Origin of the sequence: Chitinophaga sp., from assembly GCF_035538455.1 — a bacterium.
Taxonomy (GTDB): domain Bacteria; phylum Bacteroidota; class Bacteroidia; order Chitinophagales; family Chitinophagaceae; genus Chitinophaga.
On the sequence record NZ_DATLKJ010000254.1, the window covers coordinates 18,305 to 45,119 of the forward strand.

Here is a 26,815-nt window from a genome sequence, read left to right on the forward strand (position 1 = left end):
TGCACTTAAAGATGCACTAAATCACAATTTAACCAGCGCGCTAATTATTAACGTTTCCCTTTTCTCTGTACCGCATTATCAATATCTCTGAATCCTTTTATGAATGCTTCCAGTTTGCTGCCCGTTCTGGATATATCCGGTCTTTTATGCGGCTGATCAGGGATACCCATCAGGAAGGAGAAGTCACTGCCTCCGCGCTGGGCTACCCCATGACAACCCTGGCATCCCCCCTGACTCAACCGTTTTCCTTTGTAAATTAAATTGACGCCACCGTTATAAGGGCTGTCTATACCACTACCTCTGAAATTCGCCAGCGGAGGATCTGATTCTATGACATAGTTGGCCAGGTAGAAACTGAATGCGCTGCTGTTATCGGAAGGATTACCCTGTACCCCAACCAGACGGTAATTCAGCCATACTGAATTGGGATTCTTTCCTTTCAGCTGCCCATGTACATAGTCAGTGGATGCGGCCACCACATCGGGGATAGGGCGGGGTCTCTTGTATAACTGGGGTATACTCGGGAATACGGAATCTCTGAACTTGTTCCTGATAAAACCCATATTATCCTTTGTATCTACATCTACATGCTCAAAGGTGGCAAAGGTGAAATCAGGGAAATTAGCCAGTTTATGAATGATATGAAGACCAATCAGCCCATATCTCTTGTTTACGGCTACCGTTACACCGTTAGGTAACTTTTCATAGGCAATTATAGTCCGGGTTAAATGGGTGAGCGCTTCAGCATCTGTAACCTCCCGCCAGGCTGCCTTCACTTCCAGTGCGCCTGTATATACTGCTCCCGTGCCAGGCACTCTTGCATTTCCGCAAGGCAGGCAAAACACGAACGCTTCCGCCGGGCAATTGCAACTGGAGCCGCCAGGATAGTATTGATTAGTTCCTGCGATATTCCGCGCGGTATTCATTACCGCCCGCTTCAGCGCTTCTTCCTTGCGATAATTGAAGTATTTGTAATTATATTCATCCCTGTTGACTTTGGCCTCGTACAATACCTGTGTGTTAGTATTGTAATCGGGGAGTATTTTTGCATACAGGTTACAGGAGCCGATTTCATTGTTCTCATCCAGGTTATGGAACAGGTGCTGATTTACACTGCCATCCTTTGGAGGGATTGTAGTATCATACACATAATTAGGGTCGGTATCGAAGGGTTGCATGTTATCATTATTCGGTCTCAGCTCCACCCGGTGGGGATACGTTTCCCATACCAGGGGGGCGTTGGGGAAAAGGTTTTTATCACTACTGTAAGTCCATTGAGGATCTGCGTACCCTCTGTATCTGTGAACCGTTGTATAACTCGATTTCCAGTTCAGGGCAAAGAATTCATTCCAGGCAAAACTGCATAGCGCTGCCGGGCTGGCGCTTGCATCCAGCTTATAGGGCACCGTTGAATCGAACGTTACATTGAAAGAATACTGCGTAGCTTTTTCATGTACAGCAGCAGCCCTGCCAGGCGCCTGTTTAAAAAAAACGATCAGGGTTACCCCTGCTACAATACCAGCGAAGATAATAAGGAGTGCTTTTTTCATAAGATACGTATTTGGGTGAATGGGTTGAATAGACGTTTTCCGTCGAAACAATAAGTGAAGTTACAGGGGCGCGATAAGTGCAATACTTTTCGGATTAGTCAGCACTATAAACTTAAGTGGTATGTATGTTTAGCAAGTACCTGTGAGGTTACGGTTATCTGAGGCTTAAACTAATACTATAACTGGACTTTCTGTTGAATCTTCTATTAGGGCGGATAGTTGCTGATAATCACTATCTAAGCTATAAAAAAAATGTTAAACCAAAAACATTTTCATGCGATACAATGTCAGTTTACTACGCTCTTCTACAGAAAGAGAAGACTTATCCTACAGAAAGATAAAACTTATCCTACAAAAATAAGAAATCCTATAGCTTAAGTAGGAAAATCTCTTAACCGCGTTCGTTCTGCACCCGCTACTGTTATTTTTGAAAATATCTTTTGGGGGAGAAAGCAATATCTCAGAGAAGCATTAAAATAGTGGTCATTTTTTCTCAGTACATATTTATGCTATAGGCTTATGTTAGCTATCAGCTAATGGGAATGTATTGTTAACCGGTATCCATCTGAGCGGGATTACCAAAATCTAAAGTGCTGTACTCAATAGCAAAGTAACAAAATCGGATAACTATCCCAGATGCGGGAGCGTACCTGTAGCGAATCACATTCATTCACCAAACAAACTACTACTATGAAAAGTTAAAACCTTACTTGCTTTATGTCTGTACCTTATTGCAGGCAACCATCCACTATTTCAGCGACCTGTAATCTGAAAGCCGGCCTCCGGTGCTTTCACGGGTATGCTATCTCCCTAAAGAAAACCCATACGATAACCAAACGCAAAGGCTCCAGTCGAATCAACAGCACAATCAATTATTTCATGACAAACTTATAAACCTTTCATATATGAGACCACGGTTAATCCGTTTGATCATGCTGGCATGCGTCATGCTGGCCAGTATACACATGTATGGGCAGGACAAGGCATTATTCCTTGGCACCACCCAGCAACTGCTGAAGAACCTGCAACAGCCTGTTTCCAAAATGGTACAGCAGCAACAGGTTACGGGTATACAGTTAAAAGTATCTTCAACAGAAACGTTCTTCGCAAAGGCAAATTTCCGGCAGGCAGCAGATAATGCGAGTGAGCGCATCATCGGTGAAATTGCCGGCGTGCCACGTTCTTCCTTTTACATTAAAGTAGCAGGGAATTCACTGCTTGGGAATATCATTCTGCAAAACAGTAAGAAAGCCTATAAGTACTACTCGGATAATAACGGCAACGCCTATGTGAAGGAAGTGGATATTAATAAGGTTATCTGCGTAGACTATGCCACAGGGCCCGAAGGCGCCTCCAATGCCACCACCCATGCGCGTGGGCAGGCGCCTTTAGCAATTGACCCCAATCTCCTGAAGCTGGAGAGTTTCCCTGGCGCTAAGGGATGCATCCTGCTGGACTTTGACGGACAATATGTTTCAGGCACCCAATGGAACAACGGTAACCCCATTAATGCGCAACCAGCCAACCTTACGGATGCGCAGATCCTGGAAGTGTGGGAACTGATCAGTGAAGACTATAAACCGTTTCATGTAAACATTACTACCAATGAAACGGTATTTAACACCTACGCAAAGAACAGGCGTATGCGCGTGATATTCACCCCCACCAATACGGCTGCACCCGGAGCTGGCGGCGTTGCTTACCTGGAGTCTTTCAGCTGGAATGATGATACTCCTTGCTGGGTTTTCAACAATGGTGTGAAAGGCGCAGGTGATGCCGGCGCTCACGAAGCAGGCCATACAGTGGGACTTAACCATGATGGCAGAACAAGTCCGGCAGAGGAATATTATGCCGGACAAGGAGACTGGGCACCGATCATGGGCGTAAGTTATTATAAGCCTATCGGTCAATGGAGTAAAGGAGAATATGCCAGTGCCAACAATACAGAAGACGACCTTTCCATCGTTACCAGCGCTACCTATGGTTTTGGTTACCGTACGGATGATTATGGTAATACTACCGGCACTGCCAGCCCGTTGGTATTTGATGCCGGCAACAGTGTAAAAACAGCTGGCCTGATCGAGCGTACCGGCGACATTGATGTGTTTTCTTTCAGCACTTCCGGCGGTAACATTTCACTCAACTTCAATCCTGCCACCAGGCATCCGGATCTGGATATTCTTGCCACCATTTACAACAGTTCAGGCGGTGTGGTTACCACTGCTAATCCGGCAGGGTTACCAGCTTCTATCAGCACTAACCTCGCCGCGGGTAATTACTTTGTGTCTGTAACCGGTACCGGCGCAGGAAATCCCCGTACAGACGGATACAGTAACTATGGCTCGCTGGGCGTTTATACTATTACCGGCACCATTCCAAGAGGAAGTGGCGGCAACCAGCCGCCTGTTGTGAACATCACCGTTCCAACATCCGGCACATCCTATACAGCACCTGCGAATATCAACATACAGGCAACAGCGACAGACAGCGATGGCAGCGTAGCCAAAGTGGAATTCTTCAATGGCAGCACCAGCCTGGCGGTTGTGAATGCAGCTCCGTACAACTATGCCTGGAACAATGTAGGAGCCGGCAGCTATACGATTACTGCTGTAGCCACGGATGATAAAGGTGCGACTACAACCTCTGCTCCCGTAAACATCAGTGTAACTACTTCCGGTAATCAACCTCCGCGTGTAAACATCACCTCGCCCGCGAACAATGCCTCCTTTACAGCACCTGCCAGCGTTGCTATTCAGGCAACAGCAACCGACAGCGACGGTAGTATAGTCAGTGTGGAATTCTTCAACGGCAGCACCAGCCTTGCTGTTGTCAGCGCACCTCCATACAGCTATACCTGGTCTAATGTGGCTACCGGTAATTATGTACTTACGGCAAAGGCAACCGACAACCAGGGATCTTCCACTACATCAGCAGCTGTTAACATTAAAGTAAGTAACGGTGGTGGCAACTGTGCAGGCGTACCTGCTTACCAGCCGTATCCGAAGATCTACTCTAAAGGTGAGCGTGCGGTATACAACAACAACCTGTATGAATGCACTTCAGATGGTATCTACAACATTACGCCGGGCAGTGCATGGTGGTGGTGGACACTCATAGGTCCTTGCTCCGGTAGTTCTGCCGTGCAAAGTGTAAGGATTACTAATGATGTCAATGCATCCGATCAGCTCTCTGTATATCCGAATCCGGTAACAGGAAATATGATGCAATTGCAAGTGTCCGGACAACCCGGAGAGCAGCTGATTATTGAAGTGTGGAGTTTGAACGGTAACCAGCCACTGTTACGTCAGACACATGTGATAGGCGCTAAAGGGCCACAGGTGATCAGGCTGGATGTCAGCAAGGTTCCTGCCGGCAGCTGGATTATCAGAACAAATAACCAGCAGAGCGGTAAGCAAGGAAGTATAAAGATTGTCAGAATATAAAGGCTTACTATCAAAGGGAGGATGTTCCGGTTTCGGGGCATCCTCTTTCTTGTTATATTCTGCTCATTGCTATAATTTAAACGAAGAAAATCCCCTCACCGCATCCCTTTCGCATTTGCTGCTTTTACTTTTGAAAATGTCTTTCGGGAGAAGCGGGCAATATCCAAGCGCACTTTAAAATAGTGCGTATACATTTATTCGATAGGCTGGTATTGACTGTCAGCAAGGGAACTATATTATTACCTGGCATCCGTTTGAGGTGGATTCCCAGGGTCAAAGCACGTTATTCAACAGAACAATGAAATCAGGCCAACCGTCCCAGATGCGAAAGCATACCTTGTAGCCAATTATATTCATTCATAAAACTATCCATAACAATGAAAAAGTAACATCCTGTTTACCTGATGTCTGTATTGCAGACGTTGACCCACTGTTCTGTATCTGAAAGCCGCCGTACCGGTGCTTTCATGGATATGTCATCTCCCGAAGAAAGACCTGATGACAATAAACTATTAAATATCGAATCAACAATACAACAAATTATTTCATAACCCATCTATAAACCTACATATATGAAACTACGGTTAATCCGTTTGATCATGCTGGCATGCATCATGCTGGCCGGTATACACATGTACGGACAGGACAAAACCTTGTTCCTTGGCAGTACGCAGCAACTGTTGAAAGAGCTGCAGCAGCCGGTGTCCAAAATGATACAACAGCAACAGATTACAGGGATACCGTTAAAAGTATCTTCTACGGAAACGTTCTTTGCGAAAGTAAATTTCCGGCAGGCAGCAGATAACACGAGTGAGCGTATCATCGGGGAAATTGCCGGTGTGCCGCGTTCTTCCTTCTACATAAAAATATCGGGAAAATTACTGACCGGAAATATCATTCTGCAAGGCAGTAAAAAAGCATATGAATATTATGCAGATAATAACGGTAACGCCTATGTGAAAGAAACAGATATTAACAAAGTTATCTGTACAGACTATACCCCGGCGCCAGCAGCTCCTTCCAACAGTGCCGATGCCAGTGTACAAGCGCCTTTAGCTATCAGCCCCAGTCTCCTGACGCTGGAAAGCTTCCATGGGGCCAGAGGATGTATCCTGCTGGATTTTGACGGGCAATATGTTTCCGGCACGCCATGGAACGGCGGGAACCCCATCAATGCGTTGCCTTCCAATTTAACTGATGCGCAGATCCAGGAAGTATGGGAGATGATCAGCGAAGACTACAGACCGTTTCATGTCAATATCACTACTAATGAAGCGGTATTCAATACTTACGCAAAGAACAGACGTATGCGCGTGATATTTACACCTACTAATACAGCGGCTCCGGGTGCTGGCGGAGTTGCCTATGTAGGATCTTTCAGCTGGAATGATGACACTCCGTGCTGGGTATTTAACGGAGGCGTGAAAGGCGGTGGCGAAGCCGGCTCTCATGAAGCCGGCCATACCGTGGGGCTTAGCCATGATGGCAGAACCAATCCATCAGAAGCTTATTACGGCGGACAGGGAAGCTGGGCTCCTATTATGGGTGTGGGGTATTATAAACCTATCGTACAATGGAGTAAGGGGGAATATGCCAATGCCAACAATACCCAGGATGATCTGTCTATTATCAGCAGCGCTAACTACGGCTTTGGCTACCGCACAGATGATTATGGCAATAGCACCGGTAGCGCCAGCCCGCTGGCATTTGACCCTGCCGGTAATGTAAACACATCCGGCCTTATAGAGCGTACCGGCGACATCGATATGTTTTCTTTCAGCACCTCCGGCGGCAATATTTCACTTAATTTCAAACCCTCTCCGAGGCATCCGGATCTGGATATTCTTGCAACACTCTATAACAGTTCAGGTGGCGTTGTTACTACAGCGAATCCGACCGGATTAGCAGCTTCCATCAACACCAATCTGGCCGCAGGCAATTACTTTGTGTCTGTAACCGGTACCGGTGCAGGCAACCCGGTGACAGACGGATACAGCAACTATAGCTCACTGGGCGCTTATACTATCACCGGCGCTATTTCCGACAGCAGAAACCAGTCTCAGCAGACCAGCATTACTCATGATGCTGACACCCGGCAGGAACAACTATCTGTATACCCCAACCCGGTAACGGGAGACGTAGTACAGTTACAGGTGTCCGGACAACCCGGGGAGCAACTGGTTATTGAAATCTGGGGAATGAATGGTGGTCAGCCTCTCTCACGCCAGACTCAGATCATTAGCGGCAAGGGCTCGCAGGTGATCAGGCTGGATGTGAGCAAGGTACCTGCCGGCAGCTGGATTATCAGGACAACCAATCAACAGAGTGGCAGAAAAGGTAGTATAAAGATTGTCAGAATATAAAACCAGCATTTATCAGGGTGCTTTCTCCGGAGGCACTCTGTGAATGCTGATTATCCAAGTTAAACAGCCGTTCACTGCGCGCACATAGCGGGGGCCTTCGCTCCCGCTATTTTTTCGTTATTCCACCACAGTATGGTCATTTTCGCTTCCATTTCTATGGCAATTAGGTATTCTATGATTTAAGGCGTACCTTTACCCGATATCAATATCAGGCTCCTGCCTCGGCTTCTTCTGATTTAGTAGGAATTCCTTCTTCTCTTCCTCAGTCTTCGCTTTTCCAGCTGCCATATTTCTCACTTTCCAATTTTTAATCTTATGAACATTTTTGTTGGCAACTTAAGCAGCCGAACGACTGAACAACAACTGACCGGCCTTTTTTCTTCTTTCGGTATTATACGTTCTATTAAAATAATTACTGACACCTTTACTCAGCGGTCAAAGGGTTTTGCATTTGTAGAAATGCCGGATGACAATGAGGCTGAGCGCGCGATCAGACATCTTAACAGTACTAAGCTTGATTCACAAACTATTGTAGTTAATGAAGCCAGGCCCAGAGAGGGAAATAGCCGGAATTCCCGCTCAGGTTATTGATACCGGCGTTGATCTTTTTCATCTCTTATGAAAATTTATGTAGGAAACTTACATGGCAAGGCTTCCGGAAAGGGGTTATATGACCTTTTCATTGCATTTGGATACGTACTGTTCATAGAAATGCGTAAAGATGTAAGTGGAAGATCATCCGGGTATGCATATGTTTACCTGAAAGAAAACAACGATGGAAGATCTGCTATACAACAATTGAATGGGATCAACTTCATGAATCAGTTTCTCGATATATATGAAGTTCATTAAAAACACTATAGTATTAGTCAGGCAATATTGCGACAAAACTAAAACAGGTAATTATGGGTGAATCTTTTTCAAAAAAGGAAAAGAAAAATAAAAAGGCAAAAGCAAAAGAAGATAAGGTGCAAAAGATGAGGGAGCGGAAAGCCAGTAACAACAAAGGTAAGGGGCTGGAAGATATGCTGGCGTACGTTGATGAAAATGGAAATCTCAGCTCCTCCCCTCCTAAAGGGAAAAGTAAGGATATAGCTTTGGATGACATCCGTATTGGTGCGACGCCAAGACCACCAGAAGACCCCACAAGAACCGGAGTCGTCACATTCTTTAATCTCTCCAGGGGTTTTGGATTCATAACAGATGATAAATCCAAAGAGAGTGTGTTCTTTCACATCAATCAATTGTCTCAGCCGGTAAAGGAAAAGGAAAAGGTAACTTTTTCCTGGGAAAGGACGGCCCGCGGATACAACGCTGTCGACGTCAAACCAATTGATTCAAAGCCCAAAAACACTTTTTAATCAGATAAGCAAATATTGTCTATCAAAAGGTAGTACACCATTCCGGATAAATTCAACCTATCCGGCTTCATAATACCTGCAAATGGTTTATGGAGAAATATTTGTTCATGCTCTCTTTCTGAACGTGATGTACATAAAAATGACAGGATTATGTATAAGCGACAGACAGGTGGCAACAGGATGAACACCATTAATGTAAGATGTTCTTTAAGTAGCTTGCATTTTGTGCTCAATCAAATCTGAACATCAGTGTGAAGCCTGTTAAAGTAAATTGTTTTTGATGGAAAATATGCAGGTGCATTGTCATCCTCATTTTGTTCCATCAGGAACTGTTGCTTTAGCGGGTTTCATTCCTGAGCCGGATCAGCAAATTACGCTGGTTTTTCACTCTTCCCAACAAGTTTAATGACCTTTATGTAAGATAGCATCCGGATAACATAGTATACCGGATCGATCTCAAACCAGCGTTGTCCGAAATTTACAGAAGACGGATGCTTATGGTGGTTATTATGATAAGACTCTCCCAACATCAGGACATCAACAAATAAGAGGTTCATGGAAGTATTCTTCAACCTGAAATTGATGTACCCATATTTATGTGCAAACCAGTTTACAATCGCCCCATGAAAAGCCCCCATTGAAATAACAACCGGTAACAGCAGGTATTGCCATGGGTGAGTGGAAAAGGTTACAAAGAACCATATATATATAGCTACCCAAAGCAATCTTGAAAATGCACTATTGGCAAAACGGTCAAACCATTCCCACTCGGGAAGGTTTTTTGAGTACTGTGGCTCTAATTGCTCTTTATTCTTTAAAATCCGCTGATAGATATTTCTTGTGCCCCACATCATCGAGAACATATTAGAATAGTTCGCCGGAGAGTGCGGATCGAGCGCTGTATCAGTATGAGCATGATGCAGCCGGTGCATGATACCATAGGCTTTGGGGCTCATATACGATGAGCCTTGCGTAATATAGGTCACTATAAAAAAGAACCGCTCCCAGCCTTTGCTCATCGTGAAAGCCTTGTGTGCTGCATATCTATGCTGGAAAAAGGTTTGAGAAAACAATGAAAGGTACCAGACAGCAATAAAAAAAATAATGATGATCATATCTGAGATTTTTTTGAAGATGCGGAGAATAGATCTCAAATATGTCAGTTGAATAGATGGAAATATAGCGCGCAGTCTTGTGATGCGGTGAAGGTAAGTCTTTAATTGTTAAGAAATTAACAAAGGATAGGATTTCTAAATATATGATCCATTCAACGCGCATTAATACGCCGGGGAAGCAAATTGTTCTGCTTCCCCGGCGCCGATGGTTTTCTGCACGTAGTTTTATTATAAGATACAGGTCTGGACCGCCCTTGCAGCCCTTTCTCCGGTTGCCATCCGATTATCAATGGGAGTAGAAGCGAGCCTTTTGACTTTTACCATTTTATGCGGAGTTCGGAACGCCTGTTCTGTTTATAGTCTTCCTCACGGCATGGCACGCCATCTTTACAGCCATTTACGGGGTCTTTTTCCCCTTTATTGCTGTAGTAGAGGCGTTTGGGGTCAATGCCCTTATTGGCCAGGTAATCTATTACTGCGTAGCAACGGAGCGCTGACAGATCAGTGTTAAATTGATCAGAGCCGCGGTTATCGGCAAAAGAAGTGATCACGATCTTCCAATCCGGGTACCGTTTCAGTACCGCCGCCACCTGATCCAGTATCCTGCGGGATTCGGTGAGCAGGGATGCGCTGTTATAATCGTAGAGGAACTTCAGCTCTTCGAGTTTCTGTTTGTCTGTTTCTTCTTCCGGCGTATGTTTTCTCTTAACCACTACAACCGGGTCGCCGGAGTGGTTCCCTGGTGCGGGCTGTGTAGTATGGCCCTGTCCTGTTGCGGGTGACGGATTCTGACCAGGATTAACCCGGCCAAAGTAGTCCGGGTCTGAGAAGTAGTAGATGTCATCTTTTCCCATGCCGCCCTGCCTGTTGGAAGCAAGATACCCTTCATAACCATTACGTTTCAGTATCAATGCAATATCATCAGCGCCGGAGTTGAATGGCAATTTCATGTTTTCGGGTTTTTCCCAACCGGACTTTGCCCCCTTTACACGATAAATATCATACCCACCCATTCCAGCATATCCCCTGCTGGAGAAGTAAAGAATACCTTCTTCGTTGACAGTGGGGAAACTCTCTGCAGCGACTGTATTGATCTGACTGCCACAATTTACCGGCGTTCCCCAGGTTCCGTCTGCCTGTTTTTCGGCATACCAGAGATCTGTTTGTCCCTGGCCACCGGGGCGGTCAGATACAAAATACAATACATCGCCATCGGCACTGAGTACAGCATGACTGGAAGAATATCCCTGCACATTGATGCCGGGCATCAGCGTCATTGGTTCCCATTTGCCATTCTTTTTTACAGACTGGCAGATCTGCAACTGGCGCACTCCATTTACAGGGCCTTTGCCGGTAACAGGCACCCCTTTGCCCTGTATGTTGATCGTAGCGTACAGCGTGTCTTCTGTGCGATTAAAACATACCGGACCAATATGGTAATCATACTTCCCCAGCAATGCGGGCGCCAGCTCTTCCAGGTATGCGTTTGAATTATCGCCGGCGTATTGCTGATAAATGTATGCTTTGTAATATGGTTGTTCCGTGCGTTTGTCGAGTGGCGGGTTTGACTGTGAGCCGGCGTTAAGCGCCATTGAGCGGTAGCCATTTGATATCAGCAGCAACCCTTTCTGTACAACTCCGCTTACGAGGTCGGAGCCATAGGTGTTGAGTTCTTTAACTGCTTTCAGTTGTATGGGAGCACCCTGCTTGCTCCATATAACGGCGCTGTCGCAGCCCTGCAGCGCAATGTCCTTTAATTTAAGACTATCGGCATTGGATGTGGCAAATAAAGCATATTGCTTTTTTGCAACGTCATATTGTTCCAGTTGGCGAAGCGTTTCGCCATATGCAAAATATGCGGAGGCAGGACAGTCGGCGCGGCTGGTGATCTCCTGGTATATGTCCGACGCTTCCTTATAGTAACCGATCTCCTGGCAGCTATGCGCCATTTTCATCAGTTGCTCTACCGGCGTCTTCTTTCCTTTGCTGCGGGCAATCCTGTTGTAGAGTGCTCCTGCCTTTGCATACTCCTGCCGTGCATAAGCATCGTCAGCTAATTGTGCTACGCTTTTCTGCTCCTGGCTGTACAAATTGAGAGCAGTCAGCAACATCAGCGGGAAAATAATTATTGTGCAACGTATCATACGGGTAGTAACTAGCATTAAAAATACCTGGGGTTTTTTACAGTGTAATTTTTCGACGGGATCAGGAAGCCTAATGATATTTCATGTGATCCTCCCTGGTAACCAGCCATTTTAGTGATGGTGAGATCGTAGGAATACCCGATACGCAGATTTTCGGTTGCATAAAATTCCGCCATTGCGCTGGCCGCGTCGAGTTCGCTCAGGTCCTTCTGCAGGTTGGTTTTGTTCCACAGGCCTACACCGGTACGATAGGAGGCGCCTACCCACAGCTTGCCGGCAATCAGCAGGAAAGCATTAATATCTACGTTGGTGGGCCCTTTAAAATCTTCTTTGATCAGGATTGAGGGTTTCAGCTGTAAATGTTCACTCAGCGGGAACACAGCACCTGTAGTAATATACAGGTGCTGTGTTTTACGAATCGTAGCGAAATTGTTTCCTTTCCAGTTATAACGGGTAGCGTCGGTATAAAGAGAAAACAGGTCCATGACGGAAGCGCCTGCATAGAAGCGGGGCGTATAGTAATAAATCCCGAAGCGGGCATCCGGGACCCAAACGCTCTTTTTACCCAGCGGCAATGCCACGTCGTCGTTATCAGTGTATTGCAGCGCGGTACCGTCAATAGAATACTGCGTAACGCCACCGCCTAAACCGAAGCAGAGCCGGCGTGTATCTTCATCGTCCAGCGGAATCCGGTAGGAATAAGAACCGTATACCGACAGGGCTTCCTGCGGGCCCAGTTTATCAAACAACATTTGCAGGCCTAATCCTACCTTGTTGTCGCTGGCGGGCGTTACTCCGTCTATAGATACGCCGCCTGTACGGGGCGCGCCGGGGAATCCGGCCCACTGATGGCGGTAAACGGCATTTACATACAGGTCTTCCTTATAACCTGCATAGGCAGGATTAATGCTTAACCCGTTGAAGACGTACTGGCTGAACTGTATATTCTGTTGTGCGACTCCGCGTATTCCTATCGCCAGCAGCAAAACCATTATCCCTGCTCTGAGTACTGTTTGCATCTTTTACACTTTTTTTTGTAGCAGATAATATTTTTGTCTCTTACCGTAATATTGTTATCCAGCCTTTATACTTCTTAATACCATCCGGTTTCTTCACTTCCAGAATATAGTAGTAGGTGCTTTCATTCAGGTTGGAACCGTTCCAGTCGTTGCGGTAATCTCTGGACTGGTATACCTGTCCGCCCCAACGGTTGAAGATGTATATCGCGGAGCCGGGATATTTTTCCAGTCCGCCGATGATGAACCTTTCGTTCTTACCATCTCCATTTGGTGTGATTACGTTCGGGAATGACAGGTCAGATCCTTCCACTGCGATGGCAGATACTCCTATGTTATTGGAGCTGTCGGCATCCGGCATATTTGTACTGTAGGCAGTTGCTTCGTTGATCAGTTTACCGCCTTCTATTACGCGGGCTGTCAGCGTCATTTGCACAGTGGCGCCTACTGCCAGGTCGCCGATGTTCCACTCTACCAGTTTAGTGGCAGGCGTTACTACTACCTCACCTCTTTCCGCAGATGTATGAGTAGGTATATCGAGTTGTACCGGTAAGCGGTCTTCAGCTTTTACGCTGGTCACTGGTATGTTGCCTGCGTTCTTCACCGTGATGCGGTAGGTAAGGCTCTGCCCCATGCGATAAGGGCCGGTAGCCGGTGTTACGATCTCTTTGGTAACGATGAGGTCACCGGCCATTTTATCGGTGTCTGTGATTGTCACGGTAGCTTCCCTGGCCGCACCTGCTGTGAAGGCATAGCTGGCAGATTTTCCGCCGGTGAGCATGAACACCACTGTTTCTGCGGATTCCACTTCATTATCATCCAGTACATTCACGGGAACGGTTATACTGTTTGCTCCCGCCGGGATCGTGATAGTACCGGTAATCGCTGTGTAGTCAGCATCCGGTGTGGCAGTGCCACCTATCATGTATTGCACTGTGATGGGTTCTGCTGTGCGCTTGCCGCTGGCGACGCTGATGGTGAATGCACCGTTGACGTTGGGTTCAACAGCATCCGGTTTGCTGGCAGTAACAAGCAGGTTGAGATTTGTATTATCGTCATCTGCGATGTTTACCGTAGCGGTGCCATTAGCACCTATCGTGTAGCTGATATTGGGTGATTTAGCGCCTGTAATTGTGAGGGCTACTGTTTCAACCGGTTCTATCAGATCATCGTCTGTAACGTTTACAGGCACTGTTATGCTATTCTGTCCTGCCGGGATTACCACTGTGCCGGTGAGGGCTGTGTAGTCAGTACCGGCAGTAGCTGTACCTGCTACCGTATAGGTAACGGTGATGTCTGCATCAGGTATTTTGCCGCTGGCCAGGCTGATGGTAAATGTTCCAGCGGTGGATGGTTCTGCCGCATTTGGCTGCGTGGCGTTTACTACCAGGTCAAGGTTGGTATTATCATCATCTGCGATGTTCACGGTAGCGGTGCTGTTAGTACCGGGTGTGAAGACAAGACCGTTGGCGTTGCCGCCTGTTACGGTTACGATTACTGTTTCATTTCCTTCAATCAGCTGATCGTCTATTACGGTTACCGGTATGGTAACGCTGTTCTGACCGGCCGGGATGACTACTGTGCCGGCGAGGGCGGTGTAATCGGCTCCGGCTTTAGCTGTACCTGCTATTGTGTAGTTCGCTGTGATGTCCATTGCAGCGATAATACCGGCGGGCAGGCTGACGATGAAGTTGCCGTTAGCAGATGGTTCTGCCGCGTCGGCGCCTTTGGTTACATTCAGCACCAGGTTAGGCGTAACGGTTTCATCATCGAGGATGTTTACCGTAGCGCTTCCGGCGGCGGTGAAGGTAAAGTGTGCGGAGCTGGCGTTGGTCTGTGTCAGGATAACGGTTTCTGTTCCTTCTATTATCTTATCGTCGTTTACTGTTACCGGTATGGTGATACTGTTCTGACCGGCCGGGATCATTACTGTACCGGTGAGGGCTGTGTAATCAGCGCCAGCAGTTGCCGTACCAGCTATCGTATAGTTTATGGTGATATCTTCAGATGAAGTGATACCGGCAGGCAGGCTGATCGTAAAGCTACCGTTGGTGGCAGGTTCTGCACCATCTGCGCCTTTGGAGGCGGTCAGCACCAGTTTGGCCGGCGTGATGCTTTCATCATCAGCGATATTCACAGTTGCGTTACCATTGCCGGTGAATGTAAAGTTGGCTGAAGTACCGCCATTGAGTGTTGCTATCACCGTTTCTGTCACTTCTATGATCTGGTCATCTGTTACCACTACAGGAACAGCTACACTGTTCTGACCTGCCGGGATGACTACTGTGGCGGCGAGAGCGGTATAGTCAGCGCCAGCAGTTGCCGTACCTGCAACCGCGTAGTTCACGGTGATATCTTCGGATGAAGTGATACCCGCTGGCAGGCTCACTATAAAGGCGCCGTTAGTAGCCGGTTCCGCACCGTCAGCACCTTTGGCGATGCTCAGTACCAGGCTGGCTGGTGTGATGCTTTCATCGTCGGCGATGTTTACAGTAGCGTTACCACTGCCGGTGAAGCTGAAGCTGGTGGATGTTCCGCTGCTTAACGTCACGATCACGGTTTCGGTGGTTTCAATTACCTGGTCGTCTTTCACGATAACGGGAACGGCTACACTGTTCTGACCCGCAGGAATGGTGATTGTTCCTGTGATGGCGTTGTAATCAGTGCCGCTGGTAGCAGTACCGCTTACAGTATAGTTCACTTTGATGTCTTCGGAGGCAACGATGCCAGCCGGGAGACTGATGGCGAAGCCGCCGTTCACCGCTGGTTCTGCGGCATCTGCTGTTTTCACTATACTCAGTATACGGTTACTTACTACGTTCTCATCATCTATGATGTTGACGATAGCGCTGCTGCCGCCGGTGAAGGCGAAGCTGGCGGAAGTGCCGTTGGTGATGGTCATCCCTGTTGTTTCGGTATTTTCCAGGATCTGGTCATTGATGACCGGCACCGGAATGGTCACCTTATTCTGACCGGCAGGGATTACTACAGTACCACTGAGGGCGGTGTAGTCTGCACCACTGGTGGCAGTACCATTGACGGTATAGTTTACTGTAATGGCTTCTGATGAAGTAACACCTGCAGGGAGGCTGATGGTAAATTCTCCATCTGTACCCGGTTCAGCAGCGTCTTTAGTGGCTGTTACTGTGAGTACCCGGTTGGTTGTGACGTCATCATCATCCAGTATGTTGACAGTGGCGCTGGTGTTACCTGTGAAGGTAAAGCTGGCTGAAGAGCCGCCGCCCAGTGTCATGATTACTGTCTCTGTATTTTCTATCAGTTTGTCGTCGATCACCGGCACCTGAACAGTAACGCTGTTCTGTCCTGCAGGGATCACTACAGTGTTGCCCAGCGTTACATAGTCGGTGCCTGCGGTGGCGGTGCCGCTGATTGTATAGTTTATGGCCACATTCTCAGCTACCGTGATACCGGCCGGCAGGCTGATTGCAAAGAGGCCGTTGGCGCCAGGTTCTGCGGCATCGGTGGTTTTCACAACAGACAACACACGGTTAGCCGGAATGTCATCATTATCAGTAATATTCACGGTAGCGTTGCCGGTACCTGCGAAGGTGAAGCTGGCAGCTGTTCCGCCGTTTAAGGTCATGATCACCGTTTCTACCGGTTCAATCACCTGATCATCCGTTACTACCACGGGTACGGTTACACTATTCTGACCGGCAGGGATGGTGATTGTACCTGTGATGGCGGTATAGTCTGTACCGGCAGTAGCAGTACCTGTGATGTTGTAGTTCACCGTGATGTCTTCAGCTGCGGTAATACCAGCAGGCAGGCTGACAGTAAAACTACCGTTGGTGGCTGGTTCTGCGGCATTTGCTGTGTTGGTTACCTGCAATACGCGGTTGATGATAGTGTTATCGTTATCCGCAATATTCACGGTAGCGTTACCATTGGTAGTGCTGGCGGTGAATGCAAAGCTGGCAGAAGTGCCGTTGGTCAGCGTCATGATCACTATTTCTGTGTTTTCAATGATCTGATCATCTTTCACGGTTACCGGTATGGTTACACCGTTCTGACCCGCGGGTATCACCACCGAACCAGCGAGGCTGGTATAGTCAGTACCATTTACGGCAGTGCCGCTGATGGTGTAATTCGCGGTGATGTCTTCCGTTGCGGTTACACCAGCAGGCAGGCTTACCTGGAAGCTGCCGTTTGTACCAGGTTCTGCAGCGTCTGCGGTTCTACTAACCTTAAGGACGCGGTTTACCGCGACATCGTCATCATCATTAATCTTCACGGTAGCATTACCGTTGGTGGTGCTGGCCGTCAGCGTGAAGTTGGCAGAAGCGCCGCCGGTGAGTGTGAGTATCACTGTTTCTGCATTCTCAATGACCTGGTCATTGATCACACTAACGGGTACGGATACACTGTTCTGTCCGGCCGGGATGACTACTGTTCCGCTGAGGGCGTTGTAGTCTGTTCCGCTCGTGGCTGTACCACTTACGGTGTAGTTTACGGTAATATCTTCGGCCGAGGTTACTCCGCCAGGCAGGCTGATAATGAAGGAGCCGTCAGTGTTTGGTTCAGCCGCATCGCCTGCATTGTTTACGCTCAGTACCAGGTTAGCTGGTGTGTTATCGTCATCTGCGATATTCACGGTAGCATTTCCGCTGGTACCACTTGCCACGAGCGTAAAGCTGGTGGATGTAGCCCCCGTGGCCGTCAATATTACTGTTTCTGTATTTTCTATGATCTGGTCGTTGATTACGTTCACCGCTACCGGCACACTATTCTGACCGGCAGGTATGATTACTGTTCCGTTCAGGGTTGTGTAGTCAGCGCTACCTGTAGCAGTGCCGCCGATCGTATAGTTGACTTTGATGTCTTCCGATGCTGTATATCCAGCGGGCAGGCCTACCGTAAAGGAACCATTGGCAGCCGGTTCTGCCGCGTTTACAGGATTGGTTACGTTGATGACCAGGTTAGGTGCGGTATTGTCGTCGTCTGCGATATTCACGGTAGCGTTACCATTGGTTGTGCTGGCCGTGAAGGTGAAGCTGGTGCTTGTACCGCCGGTGAGTGTCATGATCACGGATTCGGTTGTTTCAATTACCTGATCGTCTTTCACGGTAACGGTAACGTCTACACTATTCTTTCCTGCCAGGATGATGGCAGTACCACTCAGCGCGGCGTAATCTGTTGTGCTGGTAGCAGAACCGCCGATCGTGTAATTCACGGTGATGTCTTCTGCTGCGTTGATACCTGGCGGCAGGCTGATGGTGAAGGCGCCGTTAGTGGCAGGTTCTGCGGCATCGGTCTTTCTCACCACAGATAGTATGCGATTAGCCGGGATGTCATCGTTATCGGCAATATTCACCGTAGCGCTACCGGTACCTGTGAATGTGAAGCTGGTAGCAGTACCGCCGGCGAGCGTCATGATCACCGTTTCTGTTTTCTCTATCAGCTGATCATCCAGTACCGGCACCGTAACTGTTACGTTGTTCCGGCCAGCCGGGATTACCACTGTACCGGCAAGCGCGGTATAGTCTGCGCCGCTGGTAGCAGTACCTGTTGTTGTGTAGGTAACTGTGATGTTTTCTGCCGCTGTATATCCTGCGGGGAGGCTGATAATGAAGGAACCATTGGTAGATGGCTCTGCACCATCTGTGCCTTTGGCCGCGCTCAGTACGCGGTTAGCCGGGATGTTATCATTGTCTGCAATATTCACGGTGGCGTTGCCTGTACCGGTGAAGGTAAAGCTGGCAGAGGAACCGCCGGCGAGGGTCGGGATGACGGTTTCCGTATTCTCGATGATCTGGTCATCAGCAGTAATAACGGTAACGTCTACACTGTTTTGTCCTGCAGGGATCACTACTGTGCCGCTTAAAGCTGTGTAGTCAGCTCCGGCTGTGGCGGTACCTGCTATTGTATAGTTCACCGTGATATTTTCAGCTGCGGTGATATTTGCAGGCAGGCTTACGCGGAAGGAACCATTCGCAGACGGTTCTGCACCATCTGCCACCTGCGCGATAGTCAGCGCCAGGTTAGCCGGATCTCCCGACTCATTATCTGCAATATTTACGGTAGCACTGCCGTTGGCGCCACCAGCTACCAGGCTGAAGTCAGTACTGCTGCCACCTGTTAAGGTCACGATCACTGTTTCAGCAGGTTCAATGATCTGATCGTCTTTCACGATTACCGGCAGGCTTACGCTATTCTGATTCGCAGGCAGTACAACGGAACCGCCGATAGATGTATAGTCAGCACCACTGGTGGCTGTACCAGCTACGGTATAGTTTACTGTGATGTCCTGAGATGATGTATATCCTGCCGGGAGACTGATGGTGAATTCACCGTTGGCAGCAGGTTCTGCGCCGTCTGTCTTCTTCGCAATGCTCAGTACGAGCTCAGTTGGCGTATTGTCGTTGTCGGCAATATTCACGGTAGCATTACCATTGGTAGTACTGGCGGTGAAGCTGAAGTTTGTGCTGGCGCCGTTGTTCAGTGTCATGATCACGGTTTCTGTTTTCTCGATGATCTTGTCATCGGTTACAGTTACCGGTACCGTTACACCATTCTGATTAGCGGGGATCACTGCTGTGCCGGAGAGGCTGGCGTAATCGGCGCCATTCGCAGCGGTACCTGTGATCGTATAGTTGACTGTTACGTTTTCTGCAACAGTTACTCCTGTTGGCAGACTGATAGTGAACGAGCCATTAGTGGAAGGCTCTGCTGCATCAGCAGTTTTCATTACCGTCAATACCATGTTACCGGCTGTATGATCATCATCGGTGATATTCAGCGTGGCGCTGCCGTTGGTTGTACTGGCTGTGTATGCGCCGCTACCGGAAGTGCCGCCGGTAATCGTCAGGGTCACCGTTTCAGCAGGCTCAATAATCTGGTCGTCCATCACATTCACCGGTAGAGGTACGCTGTTTTGTCCGGCTGGTATCACTACGGTATTTGTAAGGGCGGTATAATCTGCGCCAGCGGTGGCCGTACCAGTTACATTATAATTCACGGTGATGGGCACTGCTGCGGTATAACCAGCAGGCAGGCTGATACTGAACTGTCCGTTGGTGGCTGGTTCTGCCGCGTCGGTGGTTTTGGTTACACTGAGTACACGGTTAGCGGCCATATCATCATCGTCTGTGATGTTTACAGTAGCAGTACCATCAGTAGTGCTGGCAGTGAAGACAAAATCCGGGGAGGAGCCGCCTGTAACCGCGAGTATTACGGTTTCAGTACCTTCTATGATCTTGTCATCTGTTACGATAACGGGAACGGTTACACTATTCTGACTGGCAGGTAATACAACGGAGCCGGAGAGTGTAGTGTAATCTGTTCCATTTGCAGCAGTACCTGCAACCGTATAGTTCACCGTTACCGGCTGGGCTGATTTTACATTAGCTGGCAGACTGATTGTGAACACACCGTTCGTATTCGGTTCTGCGGCATCCATTGTTTTCTTAATGCTGAGTACCTGGTTAGCTGCGGTATTGTCATTATCCGCGATGTTCACGGTAGCGGTGCTATTACCATTTGCCGGTGTAAAGTTAAAGCTGGTGCCAGTGCCACCGGTAACCGTAAGTGTTACTGTTTCCGTACCTTCTATGATCTGGTCATCACTCACCGTTACAGGTACCGTAATGCTGTTCTGACCGGCTGGTATTTTCACGGTACCAGACAGGGCAACATAGTCATCCACGGCTGTAGCGGTGCCTCCTACCGTATAGCTTACGTTGATATCTTCAGATGACTTGTAACCTGCGGGCAGACTGATGGTGAATTCTCCATTGGCAGAAGGCTCTGCACCATCTGCACTTTTTGTTACCAGCAGTACTTTATTCGTGCTGTTATTATCATCATCAGCGATATTCAATGTTGCGTTGTTGCCGGCAGGATCAGCGCTGTAAGTGAATGCGTTGCCATCGGTACCTCCTGTAAGCGTCAGTATCGCAGTTTCCGTATTCTCAATGATCTTGTCATCTATTACAGTCAGCGGGATAGTCACACTGTTGGTATTAGCCGGGAAGGTGAAGGTGCTAATTGTATAATCTGTATTGTTGACGGCATTACCAGTCATGTTATACGTCAGCGTGATGTCTGTGCTGGAAGTATAACCAGTTGGCAGGCTTACCGTATAAGCGCCGTTGGTAGCTGGTTCTGCGGCATCGGTGGTCTTCACCACTTTCAGTACGCGGTTGCCGGGGATAGCGGCATCATCGTCTGCGATGTTTACTGTGACGTTATTGTTAGCCGGGTCTGGCGGGAAGATAAAGGCGTTTCCGCTTCCATCTTTTGCGCTACCCGACAGGAGTGTGATAGTCATTGTTTCGGTAGGCTCAATGATCTGATCGTCCAGCACATTGAGGTCTACCGTTATGCTGTTGGTATTGGCCGGGATTTCGATGTTACCCAGTGCCTGGTAGTCCACACCAGATATGGCGGTACCGGATATGCGGTAACCTATTGTAACAGGGAATGCTGAAGTAGCCGAACCTGCGAGCTTCACGGTGAAGGTGCCTTTCGTAGCAGGTTCCGCTGCGTTGGTACCGGTGATTACCTGTATTGGCGTACTGCTGGCAGCATTGGCATCTATGATGTTTACAGTTGCGCCATTACCGGAAGGATCTATTGTAAACGGATAGCTGGCGGAAGCAGCGTTTGTGAGCGTCAGTATTACTGTTTCAGGACCTTCGATGATACCGTCATTCGCGGCATCTACATCGATGAACACTTCATTGGCGCCTGCCGGTATAACTATTTTGCCGGTAGGTACCCCTAGTAAGTTATAGTCGGTTCCGCTGGTGGCTGTACCTCCAAGGGTAAAGCTAATCACTACGTCTTCTGAGCTGGTAACGCCGGGTTGCAGGGAAACCCTGTACTGTCCTTTCACACCGCCTTCTACGGCATCCGAAACTTTGGTAAGGAGCACTACTTTGCTGTTGTTTGCATAATCATTATCAGTGATGGTCACAGTAGCGGAGCCTCCACCACTGGCCACTGTATATGTGAATTGTGCGTCGCTGCCTCCGGTGATGCTGAGGATCACTGTTTCATCCGGTTCAATCACCGTATTGTCTATTACATTAACAGGCACGGCTACACTGTTCTGACCTGCCGGGATGACTATAGTACCGGTAATAGGCTGGTAATCTGTACCGGGGGTAGCAGTACCGGCTACTGTATAAGTAACCTGGATGTCCCTGGCCGAAGTAACTCCTGTTGGCAGACTAATGCTGAAGCTGCCATTGGTACCTGGTTCTGCTGCATCTGCTGTTTTGGTAACAGCGAGTACCTGGTTGGCTGCTGTGTTATCATCATCTGCGATATTCACGGTGGCGTTTCCGTTGGTAGTACTGGCGGTATAGGCAAAATTGCTGCTGTTGCCACCGCTGACAGTAAGGATCACTGTTTCTGCACCTTCTATGATCTGATCATTGATAACAGTAACGGGAACGGTTACACTGTTCTGACCGGCAGGAATGGTAACAGTACCAGTAAGCGCTGCATAATCAGTGCCACCTGTGGCTGTACCACTGATGGTATAAGTGACGTTGATGTCTTCTGATGGCAGGATACCGACAGGCAGGCTGATTTTAAATCCGCCGTTGGCAGATGGTTCTGCGGCGTTGCCGTTGTTGGTAACGCTCAGTATGCGGTTGGCAGCAGAGTTTTCATCGTCTGTGATATTCACCGTAGCTGTACCGTTGGTTGGGCTGGCGGTGTAAGTGAAGCCCGGGCTGGTACCACCGGTGAGTGTCAGTATCACGGTTTCAGTGTTTTCCACGATCTGATCGTCTTTCACTGCTACCGGTACGGATACGCTGTTTTGTCCTGCGGGCAGGGTGACAGTGCCTGTCAGCGCTGTATAGTCTGCACCAGCAGTAGCAGTACCGGATACCGTGTAGTTTACAGTAACCGGCGCGGCAGCTGTATAACCAGCGGGCAGGCTGATTGTAAAGGCTCCGTTTGTGGCAGGTTCAGCAGCATCGCTGCCATTCACCACGCTCAGTACCTGGTTTGCAGCGATGTTATCGTCATCCAGGATGTCAGCCGAAGCACTGTTATCCGTAGCGCTGGCGGTGAAGGCAAAGCTGGCGCTGGAGCCTCCTGTAACGGTTGCTATCACCGTTTCTGTACCTTCTATGATCTTATCATCCAGTATGGTTACCGGAATGAGGACGTTGTTCTGGCCAGTTGGTAGTACAATGCTACCGGTTAATGTCGTATAGTCTGTACCGTTAGTACCGGCGCCTGTCACGGTATAATTCACTGTTACCGGTTCAGATGATATTATCGTTGCAGGCAGGCTCACTTTGAAGCTGCCGTTAGTGGCAGGTTCTGCGAGGTCTGACACTTTCACGATACTCAGCACGCGGTTGGCGGCTGTGTTATCATCATCTGCAATGGTCATTGTTTCCTGTCCATTGGTTGTGCTGGCCGTGAAGGTAAAGCTGGTTGAATTACCATTTGTTAGTGTTACCACTACCGTTTCCGGGTTTTCGATGAGTTTATCATCGATCACACTTACAGGCAGGCTAATACTGTTAACACCGGCAGGAATGATAGTAGTACCGCTAAGAGCAGTGTAATCCGCACCGGCAGTTGCGGCGCCGCTCACGGAATATTTTACTGTCACAGGTTCAGCAGTCGTTACACCTGCAGGCAAACTGATTTTGAAAGTGTTGTTTGTTGCCGGTTCCGCGGCATCGCCTGCTTTGGTGATGCTGAGCACGCGGTTGGCCGGTATATCATCATTATCAAAAATATTGGCCGTAGCCTTTCCTTCAACAGGATCAGGGGTGAAAGTAAAGTCAGCGGAAGAGGCATTATCGATCGTAATTACGACTGTTTCTGTACCCTCTATAATCTGATCATCCACCACGTTACCAACGATGGCTGTGGCGCCTGTGCCTCCGGCTGAGATGATAGCTGTTCCATTGAAATGTGCCGGCGTCATGCCATTATAGTCAGTACCCAAAATTGCGGTACCTCCTATTGTATAATTTATTCTTATCTGCTGAGAGCTGGTAATACCCGGAGCCAGGAGGAAATTGAACCTGACAGTGCTACCGCCCTCCGCTCCATCACGGAATTGCTGTACTCTTACCACGCGGTTGGCCGGGGTATCGTCATCATCTGCCATGTTCACGGTAGCGGTTTTAGCCGCCGGGGATGCCGTATAGGCAGCGCCGCCGCCTGATCCGCCAGTTACCGTCATGATAACGGTTTCTGTCAGTTCTATGATTTTATCATCCACCACAACTACCGGTATAGCTACACTGTTCTGACCGGCAGGTATTACCACCGTGCCGGTAAGCGTGGTATAGTCTGCACCTGCCGTGGCCGTACCAGCTATGGTGTAATTTACTGTGATGTCATTTGCGGCAGTGAAGCCGGCGGGCAGGCTGACAGCGAAGGCGCCATTAGTGGCCGGTTCTGTTGCATTAGCCGTGTTGCTTACGCTGAGTACACGGTTGGCAGTGGTGTTGTCGTCATCTGTAATATCAGCTGAAGCGTTGCCATTGGTTGTGCTGACAGTGTAGCTGAAGTTAGCAGAGGTACCACCGGTGAGTGTCAATACTACTGTTTCGGTGTTTTCTATTACCTGGTCGTTTGTAACTGTTACGGGCAGCGCAACACTGTTCTGTCCAGCAGGGATGGTTACGGTTCCGCTCAGTGTCGTATAGTCAGTGCCGTTAGTGGCGGTACCTGCTATCGTATAATTCACGGTAATATCCTCAGAAGGTAAAACGCCTGTTGGCAGGCTGATGTTGAATGCGGCATTAGTTGCCGGTTCTGCACCATCAGCAGTTTTAGTGATGCTCAGTACGCGATTGGCCGGCGTATTATCATCATCCAGGATATTCACGGTGGCGTTACCGCTGGTAGTGTTGGCGGTGAAGACGAAGCTGGTGCTGTTGCCACCGGTGACCGTCATAACAACTGTTTCGGTGTTTTCCATCAGCTGATCATTGATCACGGTAACGGGCGCCGTTATTGTGTTCTGACCTGCCGGTATCACCGCCGTGCCGGTAAGTGTGGTGTAATCAGTACCGTTCGTAGCTGTACCACCTATTGTATATGTTACGTTGACAGGTTCTGCGCAAGTGATACCGCCTGGCAGGAATATAGTAAAGGCGCCGTTGGTAGCTGGTTCTGATGCATCTCCCCCATTATTCACCACACCGATTACGCGGTTAACCGCTATGTTGTCATCGTCAGCGAGATTTGCGGTAGCAGTGCTATTGGTACTGCTGGCGGTGAAAGTAAAGCTGGTGCTCGTTCCGCCAGTTATTGTTGCGATTACCGTTTCGGGGTTCTCAATTATCCTGTCGTCGAGCACTGTGATGGGTAACAGCACGCTGTTCTGTCCGGCGGGCAACACAACAGAAGTTCCCAGGGCGAGGTAGTCTACGCCGCTGGTGGCGGTGCCGGAAGAGGTATAAGTTACCGTAATGTCTTCTGCAGCTGTTACGCCAGCAGGCAGGTTAATAGTGAAGGCGCCGTTGGCAGCCGGTTCTGCGGCATCTGCTGTTTTAGTGATGCTCAGTGCGCGATTGGCTGCGGTGTTGTCATTATCTGTTATCGCCACGGATGCACTGCCATTAGTAGTGCTGGCAGTGAACGTGAAGCTGGTGCTGGTTCCGCTGGTAAGCGTCATCAGTACTGTTTCTGTATTCTCAATTATCTTATCATCAATCACGCTAACGGGCAGGGCTACACTGTTCTGGCCAGCAGGTATGGTAACGACGCCGGAAAGAGCGGTGTAATCAGACCCACTTGTGGCTGTACCGCCTACGGTATAGCTGACGGTGATGTTTTCAGCAGTGACAATACCAGCAGGCAGGCTGATGGCAAAGGCGCCGTTGGTAGCCGGTTCGGCGGCATCCGTTGTTTTGGTTACACTCAATATGCGGTTGGCTGGTGTATTTTCATCATCTATGATATTCACTGTTGCCGTAAGTGCAGCAGCACGTGGCGTCAGCGTGAAGTTGGCGGAGCTACCGCCTGTTATGGTTGCTACTACTGTTTCAGGACTTTCGAGGAGTTGGTCGTCAATTACTATCACCGGCAATACTACCCCACCTTGTCCGGCAGGAATTACTACCGATCCGCTCAACGCTCCGTAATCAACGCCCGGTGTGGCGGTACCCGCAACGGCGTAGTTTACCGTAATATCTTCTGATGCAGTCACACCGGCAGGCAGGCTGATGTTGAATGCGCCATTGGTAGCCGGTTCTTTTGCGTCGCTGACCCAGGTTACTCCCACGGTAGTCTTAGCAGGATCGTTGCTGTCGTTATCAGCGATATTCAGAGATGCCGTCTTCTGTATGCTGCTGATGCTATAAGTACTGCCACTGGCAGCGCCGGTAGCTGCACTCAGTGTAACAGTGACATTTTCTGTTGTTTCGAGGATGTTATCATCTGTTACTATTACAGGCAGGGCGATGCTGTTGCTGCCCGCCGGGAACGTAGCGGTACCGCTCAGTGCCGTATAGTCGACCCCGTTAGCAGCTGTACCGGTTACGGTATAGTTAACGGTTATGTTCTCTGTAGCTGTCACAGATGCCGGCAGGCTGATATTAAAGGAAGCGTCCTGTGTTCCTTCTTTGCCGTCCTGTCCTTTAGTTATAGCCAGCACCTGGTTGGCAGCTGTAAGACCGCCAAAGGTGGAGAAGTTCTGCATGCCGCTGAATTCCACATAGTCTACACCATCCTGCTGACCGGTAGCCGAAGGCGTCAATTCGGTGATATTGGCGAGTCCTTCAGGGGCCAGGTCGGCGAGTGTAGCGGTCATATCGCCGGTATGTTTGAACCATGTCCAACGTTGTGCTCCTGTAACGCCGCGAGCGCCG

At 48.8% G+C, this 26,815-nt stretch carries 10 protein-coding genes; 5 read left to right on the forward strand and 5 right to left on the reverse strand.

Annotation, left to right across the window (positions count from 1 at the left end; all coding sequences use genetic code 11):
• Nucleotides 1–47: 47 nt before the first annotated feature.
• Nucleotides 48–1,550 carry a hypothetical protein gene (locus VM802_RS29530; RefSeq protein WP_325537614.1) on the reverse strand — a complete coding sequence of 501 codons (1,503 nt, stop codon included), beginning with the start codon at nt 1,548–1,550 and terminating at the stop codon, nt 48–50.
• Between the two features lie 905 nt (nt 1,551–2,455).
• On the opposite strand from VM802_RS29530, the gene VM802_RS29535 reads away from it, so the two are divergent.
• From VM802_RS29535 to VM802_RS29555, 5 genes are all read left to right on the forward strand, one after another.
• Complete coding sequence (locus VM802_RS29535; RefSeq protein ID WP_325537616.1) at nt 2,456–4,993, forward strand: Ig-like domain-containing protein; 2,538 nt, start codon at nt 2,456–2,458, stop codon at nt 4,991–4,993.
• A gap of 572 nt (nt 4,994–5,565) precedes the next feature.
• Nucleotides 5,566–7,356: a T9SS type A sorting domain-containing protein gene (locus VM802_RS29540; protein ID WP_325537618.1), complete on the forward strand. Its 1,791-nt coding sequence runs from the start codon at nt 5,566–5,568 to the stop codon at nt 7,354–7,356.
• Between the two features lie 315 nt (nt 7,357–7,671).
• The gene (gene rbp / locus VM802_RS29545) at nt 7,672–7,947 is read left to right on the forward strand and encodes an RNA-binding regulator (RefSeq protein ID WP_325537620.1); all 276 of its coding nucleotides are present in this window, start codon (nt 7,672–7,674) and stop codon (nt 7,945–7,947) included.
• 27 nt (nt 7,948–7,974) lie between these two features.
• A complete protein-coding gene (locus VM802_RS29550) occupies nt 7,975–8,208 on the forward strand; it encodes an RNA-binding protein (protein WP_325537622.1) in 234 nt (77 codons plus the stop codon).
• Nucleotides 8,209–8,261: 53 nt separating this feature from the next.
• Entirely contained in the window at nt 8,262–8,717 is a 456-nt protein-coding gene (locus tag VM802_RS29555) for a cold shock domain-containing protein (RefSeq protein WP_325537624.1), read from the forward strand.
• 371 nt (nt 8,718–9,088) lie between these two features.
• Here the strand turns inward: VM802_RS29555 and VM802_RS29560 are convergent, their stop codons facing one another.
• From VM802_RS29560 to VM802_RS29575, 4 genes are all read right to left on the reverse strand, one after another.
• Nucleotides 9,089–9,832 carry an acyl-CoA desaturase gene (locus tag VM802_RS29560; RefSeq protein WP_325537626.1) on the reverse strand — a complete coding sequence of 248 codons (744 nt, stop codon included), beginning with the start codon at nt 9,830–9,832 and terminating at the stop codon, nt 9,089–9,091.
• Nucleotides 9,833–10,149: 317 nt separating this feature from the next.
• On the reverse strand, nt 10,150–11,994 hold the full coding sequence (locus tag VM802_RS29565) for an OmpA family protein (protein ID WP_325537628.1): 1,845 nt from the start codon (nt 11,992–11,994) through the stop codon (nt 10,150–10,152).
• A complete protein-coding gene (locus VM802_RS29570; protein WP_325537630.1) occupies nt 11,994–12,995 on the reverse strand; it encodes a PorP/SprF family type IX secretion system membrane protein in 1,002 nt (333 codons plus the stop codon). Before VM802_RS29570 ends, VM802_RS29565 begins: the two co-directional genes overlap by 1 nt.
• Nucleotides 12,996–13,035: 40 nt before the next feature.
• Complete coding sequence (locus VM802_RS29575; protein WP_325537632.1) at nt 13,036–26,757, reverse strand: Calx-beta domain-containing protein; 13,722 nt, start codon at nt 26,755–26,757, stop codon at nt 13,036–13,038.
• Between the last annotated feature and the right edge of the window lie 58 nt (nt 26,758–26,815).